Below are 20,787 nucleotides of genomic sequence, written 5' to 3' on the forward strand. Positions count from 1 at the left end.
AAAGTAAAAAGAAAGGGATGAAACCAAATGGTTTCACCCCTTTCCATAAAATAAGGAAGCTAACAGTTGTTAGCTTCCTTATCGTTTATTTCAATTATTTAGTTCGACACTTTAGACTCTTCAATTTTCTCACGAAGAACCATTTGTAAGATACCACCGTGACGGTAGTAGTCAATTTCAACTTCACTATCGAAACGAGCTACTACTTCAAATTGTTTTTCGTTGCCATCTGCATCAGTTGCAACTACTTTTACAAGATCGCGTGGTCTAACTGTTTTGTCAATTTGAATTTCAAATGACTCGTTACCAACAAGACCTAATGTTTCAGCGCTTTCGCCATCTTTAAATTGAAGTGGTAACACACCCATTAACACTAAGTTACTGCGGTGAATACGTTCGAAGCTTTCTGCGATTACTGCTTTAATACCTAATAAGTTTGTACCTTTCGCAGCCCAGTCACGAGAACTTCCCATACCGTAATCTTTACCAGCAACAACTAGAAGACCTGTGCCATCTTCTTTATATTTCATAGCAGCATCATAGATAGATGTTACTTCACCAGTTGGCCAATATGTTGTATATCCGCCTTCTGTTCCTGGTGCGATTTGGTTTTTAATACGGATGTTCGCGAATGTACCACGCATCATAACTTCATGGTTACCTCGACGAGAACCGTAAGAGTTGAAGTCAACTGGTTGTACGCCGTTTTCTAATAAGTAGCGTCCAGCTGGTGTGTGCTTACCGATTGAACCTGCTGGTGAAATGTGGTCTGTCGTTACAGAATCACCAAATTTACCAACTATGCGTAATCCTGATAACGTTTCAACTTCACCTGGCTCTTTAGATAAACCTTCAAAGAATGGTGGGTTTTGAATATAAGTTGAATCATTATCCCAAGTATATAAAGCTTCATTTGAAGTTTGGATTTCGTTCCAACGCTCATTGCTGTTAAATACTTGTGCATATTCTTTCTTGAACAGTTCAGATGTAACAACACTTTGAACTACATCTTCAATTTCTTTAGCTGATGGCCAAATATCGTTGAAGTATACAGCATTGCCATTTGCATCTTTACCAATTTCATCATTTTTCAGGTCAATATCAACAGTACCTGCAAGTGCATATGCCACAACAAGTGGTGGTGATGCTAAGTAGTTTGCTTTTACAAGCGGGTGAATACGACCTTCAAAGTTACGGTTACCAGATAAAACAGATGTTACTAATAAATCGTTTGCTGCGATTGCTTCTTCTAATTCCTCTGCTAATGGACCAGAGTTACCGATACAAGTCGTACAGCCGTAACCAACTGTTTGGAAACCTAATTGATCTAAATATGTTGTTAAACCTGATTTATCTAAGTACTCAGTAACAACTTTAGATCCTGGTGCTAATGATGTTTTTACGTACTCAGGTACTACAAGTCCTTTTTCAATTGCTTTCTTCGCAACTAGACCTGCACCAATTAATACGTATGGGTTTGATGTATTTGTACAGCTTGTAATTGCAGCGATTGCAATTGCACCTGTTTTCATCGTTACTTCTTTATCTTCTAATGTAACCTTCACTTCTTTATCGAACTCTTGCTCATTAAATCCAAGTCCTTGTGTTCCAACTGGCGCTAAAACAGCTTTGTGGAACGCATCTTTCATATCTGAAAGTGGAATTAAATCTTGTGGGCGTTTCGGTCCAGAAAGGTTAGATTCGATTGTATTTAAATCAATTTCAACAAGATCAGTGTAAATTGGATCTTTGCTGTCTGCTGTATAGAATAAACCGTTTGCTTTACAGTATTCTTCAACAACGCGAATTTGCTCTTCATCTCTACCTGTTAAACGTAAGTATTCTAATGAAATATCGTCGATTGGGAAGAATCCACAAGTTGCGCCGTATTCTGGTGCCATGTTTGAAATTGTTGCACGGTCAGCTAAAGGCATGCTCTTTAGTCCATTACCGAAGAACTCAACGAATTTACCAACTACACCTTTTTGACGTAATACTTGTGTTACTTTTAATGCAACGTCTGTTGCTGTAGTACCACTTGGAAGTGTACCAGTTAATTTCACACCGATTACTTCAGGTACTGGGAAGTATGAAGGCTGTCCAAGCATTCCTGCTTCAGCTTCAATACCACCAACGCCCCATCCAAGAACACCAATACCGTTAATCATTGTTGTATGTGAGTCTGTTCCAACTAATGAATCTGGGTATGCAACTAAGTCACCTTCAGCATTTTTCACAGCATGAACAACTGGTGCTAAATATTCAAGGTTTACTTGGTGTACAATACCTGTAGCTGGTGGAACTGCACGGTAGTTATCAAATGATTTTTGTGCCCAGCTTAAAAATTTATAACGTTCTTCATTACGTTTAAACTCTAAGTCCATGTTGAATGCAAGCGCGTCTGCCGTACCCGCTCTATCAACCTGTACAGAGTGGTCAATTACAAGGTCTACAGTAATTTCTGGATTAATTTTATCAGGATCCCCGCCCATATCTGCCATTGCTTTACGAAGCGAAGCCAAATCTACAACAGCTGGTACACCAGTGAAATCTTGTAAAATTACACGAGATGGTTTAAATGGAACATCGATATCTTGCACATCTTTCGTTCCCCATTTCGCTAAATTTGTAACATGCTCTTCTGTAATTACACGTCCGTCTACTTGACGAAGTACTGATTCAAGTAAAACTTTCACGGAATATGGTAATTGAGATACGTTGCCAACCCCTGCGTTTTCAAGCGCTTTCAAATCATAATAATGATACGTTTTTCCATCTAATTCAAAAGTTGCACGTGATTGAAATGGATTATGTTTGACCATTATGTTTCCCCCCTGTTAAACGTGACTAAGTTGTCTGAATATAAAATGTAGACAAACTTTTCAATACCTTACGATAATATCTTATTACAACTTTCTAAATAAGTAAATAATAAGAAACTTATAGATTATCATAAGTTTTCTTTATGTTTCTAAATTTGAATAATGTTCATGCTCCTTATGAATACTATTACCATAAAGTAAAGTGCTCTATTAGCGCTTTGCTTACAGTTCATACATACTATGAACTGCTCATCATTCAACTTACAAAAAAAGTTATAGAGGTGAAATAAAATGGGTAAAAGAAAAGCAAATCATACTATTTCAGGAATGAATGCGGCATCTGCACAAGGACAAGGTGCTGGTTACAATGAAGAATTTGCAAACGAGCCTTTAACTCCAGAAGAGCGACAAAATAATAAAAAGCGTAAAAAGAACCAGTAACAAAAAACCCCAAAAGGCCCATTTCCTTTTGGGATTTTTTCTAATGTTTATAACGTAGTAATTCTGAAACCGTTACAAATCGATAGCCTTGTTTTTTCAGCTCAGGTAGAATTTTTGCTAATGCCGCTACTGTTTGACTACGATCATTTCCTCCATCATGTAACAATACGATATCTCCACTTTTAGCATGTTTCACTACATGATTTACAATGGATTCAACCCCTGGATTTGCCCAATCACGCGGGTCTTGATGCCACGACCATAGAACCGTTTGATAACCCGCTTCTTTCGCGGTTTTAAATACAGCATCGTTAATATATCCGCCAGGTGGACGGAATAGCAAAGGTTCTTTCACCCATTTTTTAAAATATTTCTTCCCATCTAAAATATCATTTTCCAATTTTTCATCTGATGAATTACTCGCATACAAATGATTCATCGTATGATTTCCAATTTCATGCCCCTCTTTTAACACTTCTTTCACTAAATATGGATTACGCTGCACTCGAAATCCAATCATAAAAAATGTCGCTTCTGCTTTATATTGATGTAATAAATGTAAAACTTGTGGTGTATAAGTTGGATCTGGTCCATCATCAAATGTAATGGCAATAATCTTTTCATTATTAGGTACTTCCCACGTTACATAGCCAGTTGGTTCTAACTCTTTTCTGAGCAACATTTTCGCTTCCACTTTTTCAACTTGAAATATATGTACTGCGCATAGTAAACAAAAAACGAATAGAAAAATCTTCTGTTTTAGCATAACATTCGTCAAAGTAATAAGGTTGTCGAATACACAACAATCTCATTTACTTTTCTAATTGATCTACATTTCGCATAATGTTTTGGAGATTATTTTCGTATTGCTCAAGTTGTGGGCGTTGTGTTTCCGAAGCTACTTCTAACGCATTTTGAATTTGTTCATACGCTTCCTGAACCTCTTGGCGTAACTCTTTTAAATCGTGACCGTAGTTTGGATCATTTTTTACAATGTTATTAAATGCATTTTCTGCTTGTGTAACTCCTTGCTGCGCTGCTTGAAAAGCTTGTTGTTTATCTTTATGATATGGCATTATATAATCCCCTTTCCATAATAGTTAGTCCCCTTTATCTTTACCTTTTTTTCTAAAAACATTCTCGTATAAATTTGCAAACTTCTCTCATTCTAAAGAGAAAGAGGAGGTGTCACATACAATGGGAAAAAACAATCGTGAAGCAAAAGAAAAAAAAGGACAACCTGAACCATTAAGCGGATCTCATAAAGTAAAAAACCGTAACCATTCACGCCAAAAAAATCATGCACATCATGATATGTAAAACAAAAGGCTCACACTAGTTACCTTTGCCACATACAATGTTTATATTTTTCCATTTATTCTTCACCCCTACTTCATTCATGCATAACATAGTATGAATTGAGATTTTACGGAGGGTGTCTTACATGGGCAAGAAAAAGAAGGATTGTCTTTTTCATGTTGATGGTTTCGAAGAGTGGATGGATCAATTTTGTTCTGATTCTTGTAGTAACTTTAGTTTCCCAAATCAAATTCATATTGACCTTTGTGAAACTGAACAAGAGTACATTTTGGAAACAGATGTACCAAATGTATCCGAACAAAATGTAGTTATTCAAAAGATGGAGACAGGCCTAAATATTTGCATACTTCATAATAATAGTTCTTTGCAGCGAATCATTCCTTTACCCGCTACTATTATTTATAAGAAGATGCTAGCCTGCTTAGAGAATGGATATTTAGCCATTCATATTTCGAAAAATGAAGTTGCTAATAAACATGAAAAAAAAGTTCTTTTTCAAATTGAGAATTAAAATAAAGTGAAACTTTAATTAATGAGAGTTTTACTGCCCGCAAATAGCGGGATGAATACAAAAATAAGCCCCAGTCGTCTGCTGGGGCTTATTTCATTTCGCATGTAATTCTAAATTACAATTTCTATCATCTCTTTTTTTCAATAAACCTTTTGTAACTAAAAGTACAGGAAATGCTACAGTTGAAAATATAGCTAGCGCTGAAAAGACAATAAATCCATTTTGATAACCGTAGTAATCGAGAAGTACGCCCCCAAGCCATGGACCAATTACTGCTCCAATTCCTGAAAACCCCATTGCTCCAAAATACGTTCCTTTTAAATGCGAAACAGCTATACCATCTATAAAGACATCCGTCATTGAAAACATGAGAACTTCTCCAATTGTAAAAATAATTGTACAAATGGCAGCACCTAGCATAGATTCTACTATTCCAAACCCAAACAGTCCCTCGCTCACAAATAAAGTTCCAACCATAATGGATACTAACGGTGTATACTTTTTACACATTTGAATAACAGGGTATTGAATTACGACTACAACAATCGCATTTAAAGCTAACATATATGAAAATAATTTCACTCCATCCTGAAATATATGTGCATTTGCAAAATATTGAGATACTGTTGTCGTTAAGTGAGAAAAGCCACAATTACTCAAAATAATACCAACTAATGCAACTAAAAAGACGACATCCTTTCGCAAAATGCGAATTGCATTTAACATTGTGACAGGTTTTTCTGTATTTACTTTCTTTTTTTCAATTGGATACTTCTTAAATTGGAACGCTAATATAACTGTATATAGAATGTATACTCCAGCTGCTACTAAAAACGGAATTGTTGATTTTGCGCTTCCAATTTGTAATCCGACAAGTGGGCCAATTGCTACTCCAACATTGATTGCACCGTAACGCAAATTATATACGAGTAAACGATACTCTGGTTTCGTTAAATCTGATAATAATGCTCTTGACGTCGGTTCAAAAAAGGACCTACATAATCCATTCAAAGCATTTAATAAAAAGAAACTTAACACATGATCTGCAAGTGAAAAACCTATGAATACAAACACCCAAACGATCATGGACCATATTATAATCATATTTCGGCCGAACCGATCCGATAAATTCCCTCCGATAAAACTCGCAAATACTCCAACAAGTGCACTCATTCCGATAATAGCACCCGTCATTCCAGCTGATACGCCTTTCACAGTCGTTAAATAAATTGCTAAAAAAGGAATACTCATTGACGTGGCAAACCTCGCAAATAAGGTCCCTATTATAATTGTCATTCCTAACGGATGAATATTTTGCAACTTCCCCTTCATCTTAAAAACCTACTCTCCCTGTTCTTACATAAAAAAAGAAAGCAAAGGTTCTGCTTTCTTTTCCCTTTTTATACTTGAGCTGTTGATACTCGAGTTGTTCTCGTTATATCCATATCTATGCCATATGTAAACTGTAATTCTTTACAAACATCTTTAATTAAAATTGCGACATTATATTTCTCATTAAATTGTAAAACGATATTTTCTACTTCTTCATATGTATACTTATATTCCCCCGTAATGACACTTTTCAGATCAAAACATTCATTTATACAAAGTTGCACAAGCAGCTCGTCATATTTCTCTAGTACATCTTCTTTCTTCCACAGTACCTCTTTTACATATAACCGATCGAACTTCACACTTTCTCGATTACAGTCCGTTAAAATCCGGGTCATTTCATTTAATTCTCGATACAATTCAGAAATATTTTTACTTAAACTAAGTAGTTTATCTACACCGTTCTCATATAACATATTCATTCCACCCCCGCATTTTCTTTTTCTTATTATAGCAAGAAAATTCTAAAAACGGTTTCTTTCTTCTGAAATATTAGGAAACTAATTTCAATTGCTTTACAATGAAACTATTGAACACGAAAGGGGAAAGAAAATTGAAGCAAAAATTATATTACACTGATGCTTATAAGAAAGACTTTACTACTAAAATTATAAAGCAAGATTATGATAAAGACGGTAACTTATACGTTGTTTTAAACGAAACAGCATTTTATCCAACAGGTGGCGGGCAGCCCCATGATACTGGAACTTTAAATGGCATTGCAGTAATCGATGTTGAAGAAGTCGATGAAGAAATCCGCCACTTTATTACAGAACAATTACATACAGAAGAAGTTGAAGGTAAAATCAATTGGGAGCGCCGTTTTGATCATATGCAGCAACATGCAGCTCAGCACATTTTATCTGCTGCTTTTTGGGACCATTTTAACATACCTACGATTGGATTCCATCTTGGAAAAGAAACGGTAACAATTGATTTAGAAACAGACAATCTGCATGCAGAAACAGTTGAAAAAGCAGTACAAATTGCAAACAAAATTGTTTTTGAAAACCATCCAATCCGTATCCAGTGGATGAACTTAGAAGAAGCGAAAACATTGCCCCTTCGTAAAGAACCGACTTTAACAGAAAATATACGTGTTGTTATAATTGAAAACTTCGACTACAACGGCTGTGGCGGAACGCATCCAAAATATACAGGTGAAGTAGGTCCTATTCAAGTATTAGGATGGGAGCGTAATAAAGGTGGCATACGATTAACGTTTATCGCTGGCTGGCGCACACATAAATTAATGGGGCAACAGCAACAAATTATAAAAGATGTTTCTAAACAATTAAACAGTAGCGAAAATGATATTCCAGCAAAAGTAGCACAACTTCTCACTTCTCAAAAAGAAAACGAAAAAACAATACAAACAATGAATGAAAAATTATTATATACAGAAGCAAACGAACTACTGCAACAGCCTTCAGAAATACATGCTGGCATACTTATTTCTAAAGTGTTTACAAATCGTTCTATGCAAGAAATCGCAAAACTTTCCGCTATTATTACAGAACAACAAGAACATGCCATTACATATTTTGTTATTGAAAATGAGGACAAATTACAATGTATTCTTGCTTGCGGAAAGACAGTCACACTTGATATGAACTCACTTTTAAAAGACGCTCTTCCTGCTATTGAAGGAAAAGGTGGCGGAAATAAAAAGAGTGCGCGCGGCGGTGGAAAAGCGGTTATGACCGGGGACGAATTTTTAAATCAACTTGTTTCTTCTTTACAGTCAGCAGTGTGAAATATTTTTGTGAAGGATAGCTAATAGCTATCCTTCACCCAGGTAAAGACCAATCGCGATTAGCAACTTTTTGCTTTACTAGCAATACTTTTTCATCTTCAATTAAAATTCCCGTAACACGAACTTGCATTACATTTTCCATATGTAATCTCCTCTTCCTGTTATATTTACAAATTAATCCTTCCACAAAAAGAACGTATGTTTTATAATTAAAGAAAATTATGGAAGAAAGAAGTTGTTACATTCATGCGTCCAACTTTAACAAAATCTATATCACTTGAAGATTTCCAAAACTATTATTGGTTAAAAGCAGAACTGCAAACATTTTGTCGTGAACATGGTTTGCCGGCTAGTGGCTCTAAGATTGAAATAACAGAGCGTATCTCACATTATTTACATACTGGTAAAATATTAAAAAACAGCTCTGATCAAAAAGTGAGTAAAGCTTCCCTCTCTTATAAGGACCTTTCCCTTCAAACAATTATTACTAAAAATCACCGCTATAGCGAAGATGTTCGTGCTTTTTTCAAAGACAAAATTGGAGCAAACTTCCGCTTTACAGTAGCTCTTCAAAAGTTTTTTAAAGAGAATGTTGGAAAAACATATGAGGACGCGATAACGTTTTGGTATGAAGAAAACGAACGAAAAAAAGATCCTACTTATAAAACAACTATCAGCGCGCAGTTTGAATACAATCGTTTCACTCGCGACTTTTTCGAAGATCCAAATAACAAAGGAAAATCAAAAGCTGATGCTATCGCCGCTTGGAATGAAATAAAAGCAAAACCTGGTAGCAATGCTTATGTTCCTCAAAAAGTAGAAAACTAGTTCTTTTCTAGTCTTCTACTTTTTCAAATAATAGCGCTAACCCTATTCCACCACCAATTCCTAACGTCGCAATTCCATATTTCATATACTCTCTTTGCGCTTGATAAAACAAACGTGTTACAAGCATAGCACCAGATGCACCATACGGATGACCGAGCGCAATTGCTCCACCATTGACATTCAATTTTTCATATGGAATTTGTAACTCCTTTGCACAAGCAACAACTTTTGAAGCGAATGCTTCATTTATTTCAAAATAATCGATGTCCTCTACTTTCATATTCATTTCGTTTAATAATTTGTTCACCGCAAATATCGGACCAGTCCCCGGAAGATTTGGATCCACTCCAACTACAGCACTACGAACGAAACGAAGTACAGGCTTGTATCCTAATTTTCGGGCTTGCCCCTCTTCCATTACAAGAACGGCACATGCTCCATCATTTACACCGCACGAATTACCTGCCGTTACTGTACCATTTTGTAAAAATGCGGGCTTAGTTCTTTTAATCATTCTTTCATACTTCATTTCTCGTTTTATAGCTTCGTCAAAAGATCCATTAAAAGAAAGTATTTCATCTTGTAAATATCCATTTTCTAATGCTTGCAGTGTCCGTTTATAACTAAGACAAGCGTATTCGTCTTGCATTTCTCGCGTTATATTATAACGCTCTGCAACATATTCAGCCGCTATTCCCATATCAGGATCGCCAATTGTTGCCGGTGAAAATCGCGCTCTATTTTGAAAAGGTGATGTACTTGTACTCTCTACTCCCCCTGCAATATAACAATTACCTGCCCCGCCTTGAATGAAATGACATGCGGTGCGAATCGCTTCCAAACCCGCACCACATTGCCGATCAATCGTTACACCAGGAATATGATAGCCAAGTCCTGCCGCTAAAGCAGATAATCTTGCAACATTCCCTCCCAGCCCCACAATATTCCCTAATATGACATCGTCTATTTCTCTCTCAATTCCTTTACTTAAAAATGTAAGAAGCGGCGTTACTAATTGCTGAACTTCATAATCTTTCAACATCCCATTCTTCTTACCAATAGGTGTCCTTTTTGCTTCTACAATAACCGCTCTATTCATATATCTTCTCCCGGTTTTCAATCATATTTTTTGCTGCAATACGAGCGATTTTCCCGCTATTTGTATACGGTAGTTCATCTACAAAATGCCATTCTTTCGGTATTTTAAAAGAGGATAATCGTTGTAAGCAAAAACTTTTTAATTGTTGCCTCGTAGCACTTCCTTTTACGATGGCGACAGGTTTTTCACCCCAGTAACTATCTTTCACACCAATTACAACTATTTCATCAACAGCTGGGTGTTCATGTAATACACTTTCTATTTCTTCTGGAAAAATATTAATTCCTCCAAATAAAATCATATTCTTCTCTCTACCGACAATATAAATAAAGCCTTCTTCATCTTCATAACCTACATCTCGTACTGTCATCCAGCCATCTTCAGTCAACTCTGGAACTAAAACCTGATCCAATATGTATCCCATAAAAAACTGATCACTATTCACATAAACAGTTCCAATCTCGCCTTTCTGTACTTCTTCTCCTGCTTTATTACATATTCGAACTTGCACATTGTGACAAGGTTTCCCTACTGAATTTGGCCTTCTATCACTCTCCTCATCAACAAGTGCTGTTACAAAACTTAGTTCCGATGCACCGTAAAATTCATATTTTCGTGCATAAGGAAATATATTCTTTATTTTTTCTTTCGCTTCAGCTTCCCATTTCGCTCCTGACGAAATAATTTTTATTTCATTTGCTATTACTCTATTTTCTTTATATAAAGATTCTAGCATTGTCGGAACTGTATACATGACCGAGATATGTTCCGTTTCTAACTTATCCAACACTTGATCTGGAATAAACTTTCTCATAACGTGCACCGTTTGCCCTACATATAATGCACTTATTGCGCCATATAAGAAAAGAGAATGAACGAGCGTCCCAGCTATTAAAATAGAATCTTCTTTTTTCATATGAAAGTCCTTTATATTGCAATCAAAGCTATGAACCCACGATTGTTGTGCACGTAAAAATGCTTTTGCTTTTCCAGTTGATCCTGATGTAAACCCCATATAGAACGGAGCATGTTGCACATTTTCTATAGGATAATATGTAGGCAGGTAGTTCTCTATCCTACTTTTCCACTCATCAATTTCTATTACTCTTTCTTCATCCGGTAAATCATTTACCTTATATCGCTCTGTCACAATCATATCCGGATTACTGATTGCAATTCTTTCTTTGAGCTCATCCTGTTTCCACTTTATATCTAATGGCACACAAGCCCATCCGGCCATAGCAGCACCAGCAAATAGTTGTAAAAATTCTATACTATTCTCTAATACAATTGCTATCGTTTTATTCTTCGATTCTTTTTCATTCAACCAGTTTGCTACTTTACACACTGACTCAAACCATTCTTTATATGTTAAAATTCGATCATTTTCCTTTATCGCTATTTTATTTGATTGTATAGAGAGATGTTTTTTATATTCTTTTGTAATTCCCATATAAGTTGTCCTTTCTCTACAAAATAATAAAAAGAAACACGCAATGAACGTGTTTCTTCTCTTTCTTATCCTACATTTGTATATTTCCCACTCTTTAGAGCAGGCGTAATAATATGTTTCAATGAACGATGTAATTTCGTTACAAGAATCGCTGCTATAATCGCTTTTATGCAATCACCTGGTAAAAATACGGCACTTACTTTCATCGTCTGCCATATAGAAACATCCATAAAGAAAGCTTGTACAATAATACCAAATACATAAACTACGAAAATACCACCAATTATATTAATACATAATACCTTTATTATAGAAACTTCACGTAAACGCTCAATTAAATAACCAATGACAAACGCTCCAACGATATAACCGAGTAAATATCCTGCACTTGGCCCAACAAATACGCCTGGACCACCGCGTCCACCAGCAAGTAATGGTGCTCCAACTCCAACTATAAGTAAGAAAATAAGTTGACTTAACGCACCAAGACGTGATCCTAACAATCCACCAGCAAGCATAACACCGAGTGATTGTAATGTAATCGGAACTGGTGTAATAGCAAGAGCAATTGGAGGTATTAACCCTAACACTCCCATAATAGAACTAAATAAAGCGACGAAAACTAAGTTTTTTGTATTCATATTTGCTTCTCCTATTTGTAAACTTAAAATGATTTTCAGATAACATATTATAGGAGTTATATTATCTTTCTATTTAGTCTTTGTCAACTTATTTTAAATATAGGTTTACAAATATTTTTTCAATTATTTCTCTTTATGCAAATGCTCAAGTTCTTTCCGAAGCGCCTGTTTTAAAAACTTCCCAACAGATGTTTTCGGTATTTCTTCCATAAATACAATATCGTCTGGTAACCACCACTTCGCAAACTGTGGTTTTAAAAACTCATATATTTCTTCTTTTGTTACTGTACTATTTTTCTTTTGAACGACGCAGGCAATTGGTCGCTCTTGCCACTGCGGATGAGGAACGGCAACGACAGCTGCTTCAAATATAGCATCATGTGCCATTAATGCATTTTCAAGGTCAACTGAAGAAATCCACTCACCCCCACTTTTAATAACATCTTTCGTACGGTCAACGATTTTCACGCAGCCTTCCTCATCAACCGTAACGACATCTCCTGTATATAACCAACCATCACGAAAACCTTCGACAGTACGATCATCGTTATAATAGCTTTCAGCGATCCATGGTGCTCGTAAACATAGTTCTCCCATCTCCGTACCATCCCACTTCACTTCACCATTTGTACCGACTACTTTCATCTCTACACCAGGAACAAGATACCCTTGTTTTGATCGAATTTCTAATTGCTCTTCATACGATAATTCTGTTTCATAACTTTTTAAACGTGCAAGTGTTACGAGTGGGCTTGTTTCAGTCATACCATATGCATGGATGAACGGAACATTGTGTTTCTGTTCAAATGCTTTAATAACACTCTTCGGTGCAGCTGCACCACCGCATAGTATTCTCGTCATACTAGATAAATCGTAACTATTATTTTCTAACTCTTGTAATACACCGAGCCAAATTGTCGGTACACCGGCCGCTAACGTCACTTTTTCTGATTGAATCATTTCTAATAAAATTTTTGGCGTAAACATCGGTCCTGGAAGAACTTGCTTTGTTCCAAACCAAGTAGCAGCGAAAGGAAGCCCCCAAGCGTTCACATGGAACATCGGTACAATCGCCATTGCCGTATCACTTTCTGATAAAGCAGCTGTATCCGCTAAACCGAGTGCCATACAATGCAAAACAGTACTACGATGCGTATATACAACACCTTTTGGGTTTCCTGTAGTCGCTGACGTATAACACATACCAGCAGGTGTATTTTCATCAATATCTTTAACAAATTGGAAAGTTGGATCGCCTTCTTCTAATAGCTTTTCATAATGATATACAGGCTCCAGTGTAGTGTCTGGGAGTTCATCTTTATCAGTCATAATAATATAGGCTTGTACAGTTGATAATTCAGATTGAATTTTTTCAACGAGTGGTACGAGATCTTCATCAATAAGTAGAATTCGATCTTCTGCGTGCTGAATAATGTATGAAATATGTTGAGGAGATAAACGAATATTAATTGTGTGTAAAACGGAAGCAATACCAGGAATAGCAAAATACGCTTCCACATGTCGATGATGATTCCACGCTAACGTTCCTATACGCTCGCCTTCTTTAATTCCTAATTTTTTTAACGAACTGGAAAGCCTTCTCGTCCTTTCACCTAACTGCTTATACGTTAACGTCGTAACTGTATCATGTGTCCGTGAAACAATTTCTTTCTTTGAAAACAGTTTTTCTGCTCTTTCCATCATGGAAATAATTGTTAGCGGTACATTCATCATCATATTGGTTATATCCCCCTTTAAAGCGTTTTCATTTTTCATTTATTATAACAGACTTCCACAAATGATTACGACATTTTTCTGTATTTTCTGAATTATTTCTTTGGAAATAATTCAGAAAATACTATGAGAAAATATACTAAACTTCCTTCTTACGATATATAAATACCGAAATGAAATAAGAAAAGATATATATGATAACGCCAAATATCGTATATAGAATTGAAACGTATACAGATGAATTTAAATTTGATATTGGAAATTGTTCTATTAGATATCCAATTACACTTTGTAATCCAAAATAAGTAACAAGTCCCCCACATGCACCTCCAATTGTAATAGCATCAGATTTTTCTGCTCCAAAAACATAGAGAAGCGGATAAGCTATTGCTCCGGCATTAAGAATGATGAACGTCCCTAAAGAAACACTCTTAAATATACCATCATCAATTGGTGTATCTGAAACTAAACCATGTACATAAAATATGCCGTACGATAGTAAAGTACCAATAATTACAACTAAAAAATAGAAAAGATAGTGACTTTGTACAATATTATTTCTAGTAACCGGTAAAGTAAGTACATATTTTTCATACCCTGACTTACTCTCATATTTAATAACTTCAAGTGCAGGAATCGCAGCAAATAAGATAATGAACGTAGCGATTAAACGGTACATTGAAGCATTACCAAAATAAAAAACAAATCCCGCTTCCAATATCGCTATTCCCATAAACATAAAGAAAGTTCGATACACTAGATAATAGTTTGTCAATAATAAACCTTTCATTTATTTTTCACTCCTCGTCAATAAAACACTTATTTCTTCTATCGAAATGGTTCTATGAGCAATCCCACTTGGTAATTTATGCACATCTGATACAAGTACATTGAAATAAGAACCATTATTCCTTTTCACCACAACTATATCTTTGTTGATTAAAGTTAGTTGTTCCTCATCAACATCTACAATGGCATAATTGTCCAAAACCTTATCCTTTTCTTCATTCAATAAAATTTCTCCATCTTTTATTACGATAAGGTGACTAGCTATTTTTTCTACATCACTCATAATATGTGAAGAAAGTAATATACCACCATTACTTGTATTCACAAAACTTTTTAATTCCTCTAATACCTCCTCCCTAGATGAAGGATCAAGACCTCCCGTCGCTTCATCTAGAATTAATAATTTGGCATTATGCGACAATGCAACAGCTATAGATAGTTTCATCGACATTCCACGGGAAAACCTACCTACTTTTTCATTAGTAGGTAAAGAGAAAGAATGAACTAATCGGTAAAAATTTTCTCTATCCCAAGATTCAAACATGTTTTCAAAAACCTTATTTAGTTGTTTTATTGTAAGATGAGCTGGGAGATTCATAGCATCAAATACGACTCCAATCTTCCCCTTATTCTTGGCATCTTTATTTATATTTTCTTCACCAAATATTTTTACTGTACCGCTATCTTTAGAAATTAATTCTAGTACTGTTTTAAATGTTGTTGATTTACCTGCCCCATTGTCACCAATGAATCCAACAATTGCCCCTGATGGCACATTGAATGTAACATCTTTTAAAACAACTTTGCTTCCAAATGATTTACTTAAATTTTTAATTTCTAGAATGTTTGACATCATTTCACTCCCATCTTAACTTTTAATAAAATAGATTTTCTCCTATTAAAAATTATCCACTTTATCTCTCACTTTCTTTTTTAGTTTAAAAATAATACGATTGCTATATTCTTTATTCTCTACTAAAATTCGATACATCTCCCACACTCCAACAACACGAACAAAAAGATAGACTCCAATTGCAATAAGTACAACACAGTACGGATAATACTGCACTAATTCTCCTGAAGTGATATTTTTTTCCTCAAACAAAAACGGTATTGCGCCTGCAGCTATAAAACAAAATCCAACAATCATCACTGCAGCATATCTCTTCTTAATACTCGCATATCTGTTTGTCAATTCTTTTAGAAAGTTTTGATCAAATAGTAGCTCTTCTTTTTTCAATACATTGTATTGACTCTCTTCTATCGTTGCAGGTACCATCATTGCTCCAATTCCAAGGACAGCAATGATAATGACAAGGAATGTCGACATTGTTGCATTTTCTTTAAATAATAAATACGGTATTGTAGATAAAATTAGCAAACTAAACCCTAACGCTATATATTTTGAAATCTTTTGCCCGTACACTATATACCCTTCTGCCATTTCCTGACTTACATAATAGCCATCCACATTTTCATTACCTTGCTCAGCAGTTTCTTTTAATAAATAGTCGAGTGATACTTCAAATACATTTCCAATCATTATTAACTTTTCAGTTTCAGGAAAACCTTGACCGTTTTCCCATTTACTAACCGCTTGCCTTGTTGTGTTTAATTTTTCAGCTAATGCTTCTTGAGAAAGGCCCTTTTCCTTTCTTAATTTAAAAAGCTTTTCACCAAATCCCATATGTGTGTCCCCCTTTGTTTTCTTACCTAAATTGTATGTAAACATTACCCTTATCTCTATCTTCCTGCGGTTGCACTTTGTCAACTTACGGTTGCGATTGTGTTAAATAGCGGTTTTGTATACGATTTAGCTAGTTTTCTTTTATGATTATGGTGTGAATAAAAACACCCTATCCCGATAACCAATTATAACAATTAAAGGTAATTATTGTTATAAAAAATAAAAACTCCCTTATTCATTTAAAGGAGTTTTCGATATGAAATATTCCAAGAAGAGCTAATTTTCTTTCTCATATTAATTCACAATTACTTCTATACATTTTTGTATGTTGTGCAACGATTCATAAGCATCCCACACAGTATATGTTGTCATCTCTTTATATAAGGCATATTCATATATATGTAAAATATTACTCCTATTAACTTCCTTAATAAAAACACTTTTCAATAATCATAACGGCTTCTGCTTAAACTTTTCATAATGTCGTACTTTTAATAAAAGGATATTCCCGCAATCTGTACAAATATAAGCATCTACTGGTGAAGATGTGAACATCGTCTCCTTTTTCCGTATTTGTGCATATCCGACAAACTCACCTTCCCCTATGTTTTGAGAACCACAATTAGAGCATGTCTGCACGTCTTTCTGTTTCATGAGAGCACCACCTTTAATCTGTTTCCACTCCCTTCGACAGTTCGCTTCCATTTCCCTTCCAAAAAACCTCTTATTCTCTTACATTTCAACAGGAATCTCAGAACAAACATCGTATATGTACTATGAAATATATTAATTAACGGAGGAATTTTATGAGTACAATTATGACGCTCAATACAGCACAAGAAATAGAAAACGCAGAAATACATATGCTTTCTTCTAGATTAGCGCTACTACAAGCAACAAGTGGAAACCCAATGCAAATACAAATGAAAAAATTCGGGAGCGCCACTGCCTTTTCATCAAAAGTAATTGCTGGTCCGACTTTTAACACCGTAAAAGGTATTACATTTACAAATACAGATGAGATAGATGAAATCATCGCTTATTATCAATCGCTACAAATCCCTTGTCGTTTTGAAATTACGCCCGCTCAAGGTACAACTGAATTATTTCAATACTTATCTCAAAAAGGATTTTCCCAATCCAGCTTCCATACCGCTTTATATAGTATACCGAGAGAAGATCCATCCTTGCTTCCTTCTAACATTTCAGTACGCCAACTGAAAGAAAATGAATTTCATATTTTTGCAGACATATATGTACGTGGATTTAACATGCCATCTTTTACAAAAGATGGCGTCCGTCAAAATAACGAAATTCTCTACAATAAACCCGGTTGGCATTTTTTCATAGCCGAAGTTCAAAACACTCCTGCTAGTATAGGAGTTCTCTATATAAATAACGGTGCTGCTTCATTAGCTGCATCTGCTACTTTGCCAGAATTTCAACGTAAAGGCTGTCATACTGCATTAATTCAAAAACGAATTGAAACAGCTATTGAATCCAATTGTAATTTAATAGTTGGACAAGCAAGGTTCGGTAGCGGCAGTCAAAATAATATGGAACTTGCCCATATGAAAATTGCTTATACAAAATCAATATGGACTGCAAAAGAAATATAATTAACATTCTTTCTCCTTTCATTACAATCTTATACATTCTATGACAATTCCTTTTCTATCCTATTAATCATTTGAATATTCAAACTAAATTTGTTACGCTATTACTAGATACATCATTCAACTTGCAATATGAAAAGTGAATTCTAATCAAACTACAAGGAGGAGAAATGTATGACTAAACATGATCATGGTTTAAAAGAAAAAGTAGAAGGTGCTATTGATAAAGTAAAAGGCGAAGTAAAAGAAGTTGTTGGGAAAGTAACCGACAATAAAAAATTACAAGCTGAAGGAAAATGGGATAAAGTGAAAGGCACTGCTAAAGATACTGTCGGTAATGTAAAAGAGAAAGTTAATGAATATAAAGAGCATAAAGAGAATAAATAAAAAAGAACGAAGATGTATGATGGTGCAAGTAGTAAGTTACTATAGTTTGTATTTTATATTTGCCCATAAAATTATTTTAAAATGACAAAAAGATGCCTGAAGGCATCTTTTTGTCTATAAACAACTATTTTACATCTTACTTTGTGAAATTTGGTTTTAGGTCACCTGTATACGGTTCGTGCTCAACGAAGATTTTTATATCTTTTCCATTCGCATCTTTCCCTAGTCTTGTATACGTAAATTTCTCTTTATTTAACTCTGTAAGTTCAAGGACAGCACCATATTTATTATTTCCTAACGAAACGTGAGCCCTTATTTTATTACCATGTACAACATCAAAGAAACCATAGTCTCCACGACTGTCTCCTGTATTCACATTGAAAAACTCGTATTTATTTGTATTTTTATCATATTTTGCTAGACTGATTAAGTTTGAGTTGTATTTTGTTACGTTATTACCTTGTTCGTCTAATACCACCGTTCCGTTCCATAGTGTACTAGATAAAATTTCATCTCCATCAACGTCTGTAACTATTTTCCCCGTCGAGCTTTCTAAACTTTTATCAGGTCGCGTGAAAGAAAGTTCTTTTCCATCGTAAGGAACATGTTCAACAAACACTTCTACATCATTCCCTTTTGCATCTTTCCCCATTCTTTTATATGTAAATTTCTCCTTATCTAATTGCATTAATTCAACAACTGCCTGATAATTTTGCGTTTCAGAAATTAACACTCTTTTCTTTCCATCATTCGTTATAAAAAAGGTACCGCTATCATTACGACTCTCTCCTGTCTTTGCAGTAAAGAATTCATATCTTGCAGTTTTAGCATCATATTTTGCAAGCCCGATGAAATTTTGATTTTCTTTCGTTACATCATTATGATCTTTGTCATAGACTTTTGTCCCTTGCCAATTTGTTTCACCAAGTATATTAGCTAGTAGTTGCCCTTTCGTTTGTTCAGTTTGTTTCGTTTCTTGTATTGCATTATATAAAAATTGTGCGTACTGTTCACGCGTCACATCCATACTTGGAGCAAATTTCCCTCCTCCTATCCCTTTTGCAATATTATTTGTTTGAACAGCACTAATTGCATTTCTTGCCCATGAGTTCGTTGAAACGTCAGTAAAAGTGTGCTCACTCTTTGCTTTTAAATGAAAAGCATTTGTAAGAACCTGCGCCATTTCTGCACGTGTTAAGGATGCCTTCGGTCTAAAGTTTCCATGCTCATCCCCCTTAAAAACACCCATTTCTGTTAAGGATAAAATTTCCTTTATATAGCTTGTTGAATCTTCACTTACGTCACTGTATGGGTTTTGATAATTTTTGTTTTCTTCCATATTAAAATAACGATACATTAAAGCTGCAACTTGTTCTCGTGTTACGTTATCTCCAAAACCAAATCTTCCATCATCATATCCAAAAATGATTTTCTCACCTGTTAATTGCTGAATCGCCTCATATGCCCAGTGCCCCTTTGGAACATCTTTGAATACACCAGTATGATTCGTGTTTGGTGTAACTGCTTCCGCTTTCACCTCTCCAATCGTTTCACTTAATAAACTTCCACCTAAAACTGCTGATATGATACATGTTTTTAAAATTGTTTTATTCATGGCTTCCAATCCCTTCCTTCATTTAACAAAGAATTACACCACTTTTCTTTCAAAAGAAAATTCTATGTGATCAATTCATGTTATAAATTTTGATTACAGCTAATTGGATACAAAGTGTTACACACCCAAATTTCTTCTTTATAGTATCCATAGCTGCTATATATAGGAATTATAAATAGCAACTATAAATTGCCCATAAATAAATTATTAAAAAAAGATAAAATTAAGATAATATATTTTTAATCTCAATCAAAAAAAACGTTATTCTTTCTCATCTAGCTTGTTAAGAAAGAATAACGTTTTTTAAATTCTAGGGTCCCTTTTGATAAAAAAGAAAAGGTTTATTTTATATGATCAAAAATAATTTCACGGCCCTTTCCAAATAAAACATCGGAAAGAAGCCGTGGCAAATACTTATATTATAATTGGCGGAAATTTACTTCCCTTCACTCTTCTCTAACACATACAAATCTTCTTCAATATTAGATAGTTTCTCTGTTACAAGCTTTCTAGCATCTCCAATTGCTTGATTGTATGCAAATGGTCCTACTAATTTTATCATTTCTTCTATTAATCGTTCTGCTTGAAAACGTCCAATTTCATCTAAATCTTCTTCAACGAAAAATTGCTGAATTTGTGCTACAAGCTCTTCTTTTTTATCATTTGGTATTTTTATATTCATCATCATTTATTACT

At 34.9% G+C, this 20,787-nt stretch carries 22 protein-coding genes and 2 pseudogenes; 7 read left to right on the forward strand and 17 right to left on the reverse strand.

The window, feature by feature from the left end:
• Nucleotides 1-98 precede the first annotated feature (98 nt).
• Nucleotides 99-2,822, reverse strand: coding sequence for an aconitate hydratase AcnA (gene acnA / locus PDL00_RS16695; protein ID WP_242255604.1), 2,724 nt, complete (start codon nucleotides 2,820-2,822; stop codon nucleotides 99-101).
• A gap of 291 nt (nucleotides 2,823-3,113) precedes the next feature.
• Between acnA and sspO the strand changes: the two genes are divergently transcribed.
• On the forward strand, nucleotides 3,114-3,263 hold the full coding sequence (gene sspO, locus PDL00_RS16700; protein ID WP_242255606.1) for an acid-soluble spore protein SspO: 150 nt from the start codon (nucleotides 3,114-3,116) through the stop codon (nucleotides 3,261-3,263).
• A gap of 40 nt (nucleotides 3,264-3,303) precedes the next feature.
• Here the strand turns inward: sspO and pdaB are convergent, their stop codons facing one another.
• Both pdaB and PDL00_RS16710 read right to left on the reverse strand, forming a co-directional pair.
• The gene (gene pdaB, locus PDL00_RS16705; protein WP_242255608.1) at nucleotides 3,304-4,029 is read right to left on the reverse strand and encodes a polysaccharide deacetylase family sporulation protein PdaB; all 726 of its coding nucleotides are present in this window, start codon (nucleotides 4,027-4,029) and stop codon (nucleotides 3,304-3,306) included.
• 46 nt (nucleotides 4,030-4,075) lie between these two features.
• Complete coding sequence (locus PDL00_RS16710) at nucleotides 4,076-4,339, reverse strand: hypothetical protein (protein WP_001146295.1); 264 nt, start codon at nucleotides 4,337-4,339, stop codon at nucleotides 4,076-4,078.
• Between the two features lie 121 nt (nucleotides 4,340-4,460).
• On the opposite strand from PDL00_RS16710, the gene PDL00_RS16715 reads away from it, so the two are divergent.
• Nucleotides 4,461-4,583, forward strand: a complete 123-nt coding sequence (locus PDL00_RS16715; RefSeq protein ID WP_000517650.1) for a small acid-soluble spore protein P — start codon at nucleotides 4,461-4,463, stop codon at nucleotides 4,581-4,583.
• 124 nt (nucleotides 4,584-4,707) lie between these two features.
• Complete coding sequence (locus tag PDL00_RS16720; RefSeq protein WP_242255609.1) at nucleotides 4,708-5,094, forward strand: Hsp20/alpha crystallin family protein; 387 nt, start codon at nucleotides 4,708-4,710, stop codon at nucleotides 5,092-5,094.
• Nucleotides 5,095-5,187: 93 nt separating this feature from the next.
• Here the strand turns inward: PDL00_RS16720 and PDL00_RS16725 are convergent, their stop codons facing one another.
• The gene (locus tag PDL00_RS16725; protein WP_270730257.1) at nucleotides 5,188-6,426 is read right to left on the reverse strand and encodes an MDR family MFS transporter; all 1,239 of its coding nucleotides are present in this window, start codon (nucleotides 6,424-6,426) and stop codon (nucleotides 5,188-5,190) included.
• A gap of 68 nt (nucleotides 6,427-6,494) precedes the next feature.
• Nucleotides 6,495-6,902 (reverse strand): hypothetical protein, encoded by a 408-nt coding sequence (locus PDL00_RS16730; RefSeq protein WP_242255611.1) that lies wholly within the window; start codon nucleotides 6,900-6,902, stop codon nucleotides 6,495-6,497.
• A 137-nt stretch (nucleotides 6,903-7,039) separates the two neighbouring features.
• Between PDL00_RS16730 and PDL00_RS16735 the strand changes: the two genes are divergently transcribed.
• The gene (locus PDL00_RS16735; RefSeq protein WP_270730259.1) at nucleotides 7,040-8,242 is read left to right on the forward strand and encodes an alanyl-tRNA editing protein; all 1,203 of its coding nucleotides are present in this window, start codon (nucleotides 7,040-7,042) and stop codon (nucleotides 8,240-8,242) included.
• A 37-nt stretch (nucleotides 8,243-8,279) separates the two neighbouring features.
• Here PDL00_RS16735 and PDL00_RS16740 read toward each other — a convergent pair.
• Nucleotides 8,280-8,384, reverse strand: a pseudogene (locus PDL00_RS16740) (NUDIX hydrolase); the annotation flags it as partial.
• 104 nt (nucleotides 8,385-8,488) lie between these two features.
• Here PDL00_RS16740 and PDL00_RS16745 point away from each other — a divergent pair.
• Entirely contained in the window at nucleotides 8,489-9,070 is a 582-nt protein-coding gene (locus tag PDL00_RS16745; RefSeq protein ID WP_270730262.1) for a DUF6434 domain-containing protein, read from the forward strand.
• A 7-nt stretch (nucleotides 9,071-9,077) separates the two neighbouring features.
• Here the strand turns inward: PDL00_RS16745 and PDL00_RS16750 are convergent, their stop codons facing one another.
• The 9 genes and pseudogenes from PDL00_RS16750 to PDL00_RS16785 form a co-directional block, all read right to left on the reverse strand.
• On the reverse strand, nucleotides 9,078-10,169 hold the full coding sequence (locus PDL00_RS16750) for an acetyl-CoA C-acyltransferase (protein ID WP_242255614.1): 1,092 nt from the start codon (nucleotides 10,167-10,169) through the stop codon (nucleotides 9,078-9,080).
• The gene (locus tag PDL00_RS16755) at nucleotides 10,162-11,622 is read right to left on the reverse strand and encodes an acyl-CoA synthetase (protein WP_270730264.1); all 1,461 of its coding nucleotides are present in this window, start codon (nucleotides 11,620-11,622) and stop codon (nucleotides 10,162-10,164) included. The genes PDL00_RS16750 and PDL00_RS16755 overlap by 8 nt, the downstream gene beginning before the upstream one ends.
• A 65-nt stretch (nucleotides 11,623-11,687) precedes the next feature.
• The gene (locus tag PDL00_RS16760) at nucleotides 11,688-12,263 is read right to left on the reverse strand and encodes a biotin transporter BioY (protein WP_242255616.1); all 576 of its coding nucleotides are present in this window, start codon (nucleotides 12,261-12,263) and stop codon (nucleotides 11,688-11,690) included.
• A gap of 123 nt (nucleotides 12,264-12,386) precedes the next feature.
• Complete coding sequence (locus PDL00_RS16765; RefSeq protein ID WP_270730267.1) at nucleotides 12,387-14,000, reverse strand: long-chain fatty acid--CoA ligase; 1,614 nt, start codon at nucleotides 13,998-14,000, stop codon at nucleotides 12,387-12,389.
• Between the two features lie 136 nt (nucleotides 14,001-14,136).
• A complete protein-coding gene (locus tag PDL00_RS16770; protein ID WP_270730269.1) occupies nucleotides 14,137-14,787 on the reverse strand; it encodes an ABC-2 transporter permease in 651 nt (216 codons plus the stop codon).
• Nucleotides 14,788-15,639, reverse strand: a complete 852-nt coding sequence (locus PDL00_RS16775; RefSeq protein ID WP_097819605.1) for an ABC transporter ATP-binding protein — start codon at nucleotides 15,637-15,639, stop codon at nucleotides 14,788-14,790.
• 45 nt (nucleotides 15,640-15,684) lie between these two features.
• Nucleotides 15,685-16,473: a helix-turn-helix domain-containing protein gene (locus PDL00_RS16780; protein WP_270730271.1), complete on the reverse strand. Its 789-nt coding sequence runs from the start codon at nucleotides 16,471-16,473 to the stop codon at nucleotides 15,685-15,687.
• A 297-nt stretch (nucleotides 16,474-16,770) separates the two neighbouring features.
• Nucleotides 16,771-16,920, reverse strand: a pseudogene (locus PDL00_RS34735) (GNAT family N-acetyltransferase); the annotation flags it as partial.
• 3 nt (nucleotides 16,921-16,923) lie between these two features.
• Complete coding sequence (locus PDL00_RS16785; protein ID WP_000810209.1) at nucleotides 16,924-17,127, reverse strand: hypothetical protein; 204 nt, start codon at nucleotides 17,125-17,127, stop codon at nucleotides 16,924-16,926.
• Between the two features lie 152 nt (nucleotides 17,128-17,279).
• Between PDL00_RS16785 and PDL00_RS16790 the strand changes: the two genes are divergently transcribed.
• Both PDL00_RS16790 and PDL00_RS16795 read left to right on the forward strand, forming a co-directional pair.
• Nucleotides 17,280-18,092, forward strand: coding sequence for a GNAT family N-acetyltransferase (locus PDL00_RS16790; protein WP_270730272.1), 813 nt, complete (start codon nucleotides 17,280-17,282; stop codon nucleotides 18,090-18,092).
• A gap of 171 nt (nucleotides 18,093-18,263) precedes the next feature.
• A complete protein-coding gene (locus tag PDL00_RS16795; protein WP_098313967.1) occupies nucleotides 18,264-18,476 on the forward strand; it encodes a CsbD family protein in 213 nt (70 codons plus the stop codon).
• 136 nt (nucleotides 18,477-18,612) lie between these two features.
• Here PDL00_RS16795 and PDL00_RS16800 read toward each other — a convergent pair whose 3' ends face one another.
• Nucleotides 18,613-20,091: a DUF4822 domain-containing protein gene (locus tag PDL00_RS16800; protein ID WP_270730276.1), complete on the reverse strand. Its 1,479-nt coding sequence runs from the start codon at nucleotides 20,089-20,091 to the stop codon at nucleotides 18,613-18,615.
• A 436-nt stretch (nucleotides 20,092-20,527) separates the two neighbouring features.
• Entirely contained in the window at nucleotides 20,528-20,779 is a 252-nt protein-coding gene (locus PDL00_RS16805; RefSeq protein WP_001983516.1) for a DUF2164 domain-containing protein, read from the reverse strand.
• Between the last annotated feature and the right edge of the window lie 8 nt (nucleotides 20,780-20,787).

Source organism: Bacillus cereus group sp. TH152-1LC, from assembly GCF_027710505.1.
Lineage (GTDB): Bacteria > Bacillota > Bacilli > Bacillales > Bacillaceae_G > Bacillus_A > Bacillus_A mobilis.

Coding starts and splice junctions, on each gene's coding strand:
- PDL00_RS16780 (WP_270730271.1), bottom strand. CDS start 16,473: ATGGGATTTGGTGAAAAGCTTTTTAAATTAAGAAAGGAAAAGGGCCTT.
- PDL00_RS16775 (WP_097819605.1), bottom strand. CDS start 15,639: ATGTCAAACATTCTAGAAATTAAAAATTTAAGTAAATCATTTGGAAGC.
- PDL00_RS16710 (WP_001146295.1), bottom strand. CDS start 4,339: ATGCCATATCATAAAGATAAACAACAAGCTTTTCAAGCAGCGCAGCAA.
- PDL00_RS16770 (WP_270730269.1), bottom strand. CDS start 14,787: ATGAAAGGTTTATTATTGACAAACTATTATCTAGTGTATCGAACTTTC.
- PDL00_RS16765 (WP_270730267.1), bottom strand. CDS start 14,000: ATGATGATGAATGTACCGCTAACAATTATTTCCATGATGGAAAGAGCA.
- PDL00_RS16805 (WP_001983516.1), bottom strand. CDS start 20,779: ATGATGATGAATATAAAAATACCAAATGATAAAAAAGAAGAGCTTGTA.
- PDL00_RS16755 (WP_270730264.1), bottom strand. CDS start 11,622: ATGGGAATTACAAAAGAATATAAAAAACATCTCTCTATACAATCAAAT.
- PDL00_RS16750 (WP_242255614.1), bottom strand. CDS start 10,169: ATGAATAGAGCGGTTATTGTAGAAGCAAAAAGGACACCTATTGGTAAG.
- PDL00_RS16800 (WP_270730276.1), bottom strand. CDS start 20,091: ATGAATAAAACAATTTTAAAAACATGTATCATATCAGCAGTTTTAGGT.
- PDL00_RS16795 (WP_098313967.1), top strand. CDS start 18,264: ATGACTAAACATGATCATGGTTTAAAAGAAAAAGTAGAAGGTGCTATT.
- PDL00_RS16715 (WP_000517650.1), top strand. CDS start 4,461: ATGGGAAAAAACAATCGTGAAGCAAAAGAAAAAAAAGGACAACCTGAA.
- PDL00_RS16725 (WP_270730257.1), bottom strand. CDS start 6,426: ATGAAGGGGAAGTTGCAAAATATTCATCCGTTAGGAATGACAATTATA.
- sspO (WP_242255606.1), top strand. CDS start 3,114: ATGGGTAAAAGAAAAGCAAATCATACTATTTCAGGAATGAATGCGGCA.
- PDL00_RS16790 (WP_270730272.1), top strand. CDS start 17,280: ATGAGTACAATTATGACGCTCAATACAGCACAAGAAATAGAAAACGCA.
- PDL00_RS16730 (WP_242255611.1), bottom strand. CDS start 6,902: ATGTTATATGAGAACGGTGTAGATAAACTACTTAGTTTAAGTAAAAAT.
- PDL00_RS16720 (WP_242255609.1), top strand. CDS start 4,708: ATGGGCAAGAAAAAGAAGGATTGTCTTTTTCATGTTGATGGTTTCGAA.
- PDL00_RS16745 (WP_270730262.1), top strand. CDS start 8,489: ATGCGTCCAACTTTAACAAAATCTATATCACTTGAAGATTTCCAAAAC.
- PDL00_RS16785 (WP_000810209.1), bottom strand. CDS start 17,127: ATGAAACAGAAAGACGTGCAGACATGCTCTAATTGTGGTTCTCAAAAC.
- acnA (WP_242255604.1), bottom strand. CDS start 2,822: ATGGTCAAACATAATCCATTTCAATCACGTGCAACTTTTGAATTAGAT.
- pdaB (WP_242255608.1), bottom strand. CDS start 4,029: ATGCTAAAACAGAAGATTTTTCTATTCGTTTTTTGTTTACTATGCGCA.
- PDL00_RS16760 (WP_242255616.1), bottom strand. CDS start 12,263: ATGAATACAAAAAACTTAGTTTTCGTCGCTTTATTTAGTTCTATTATG.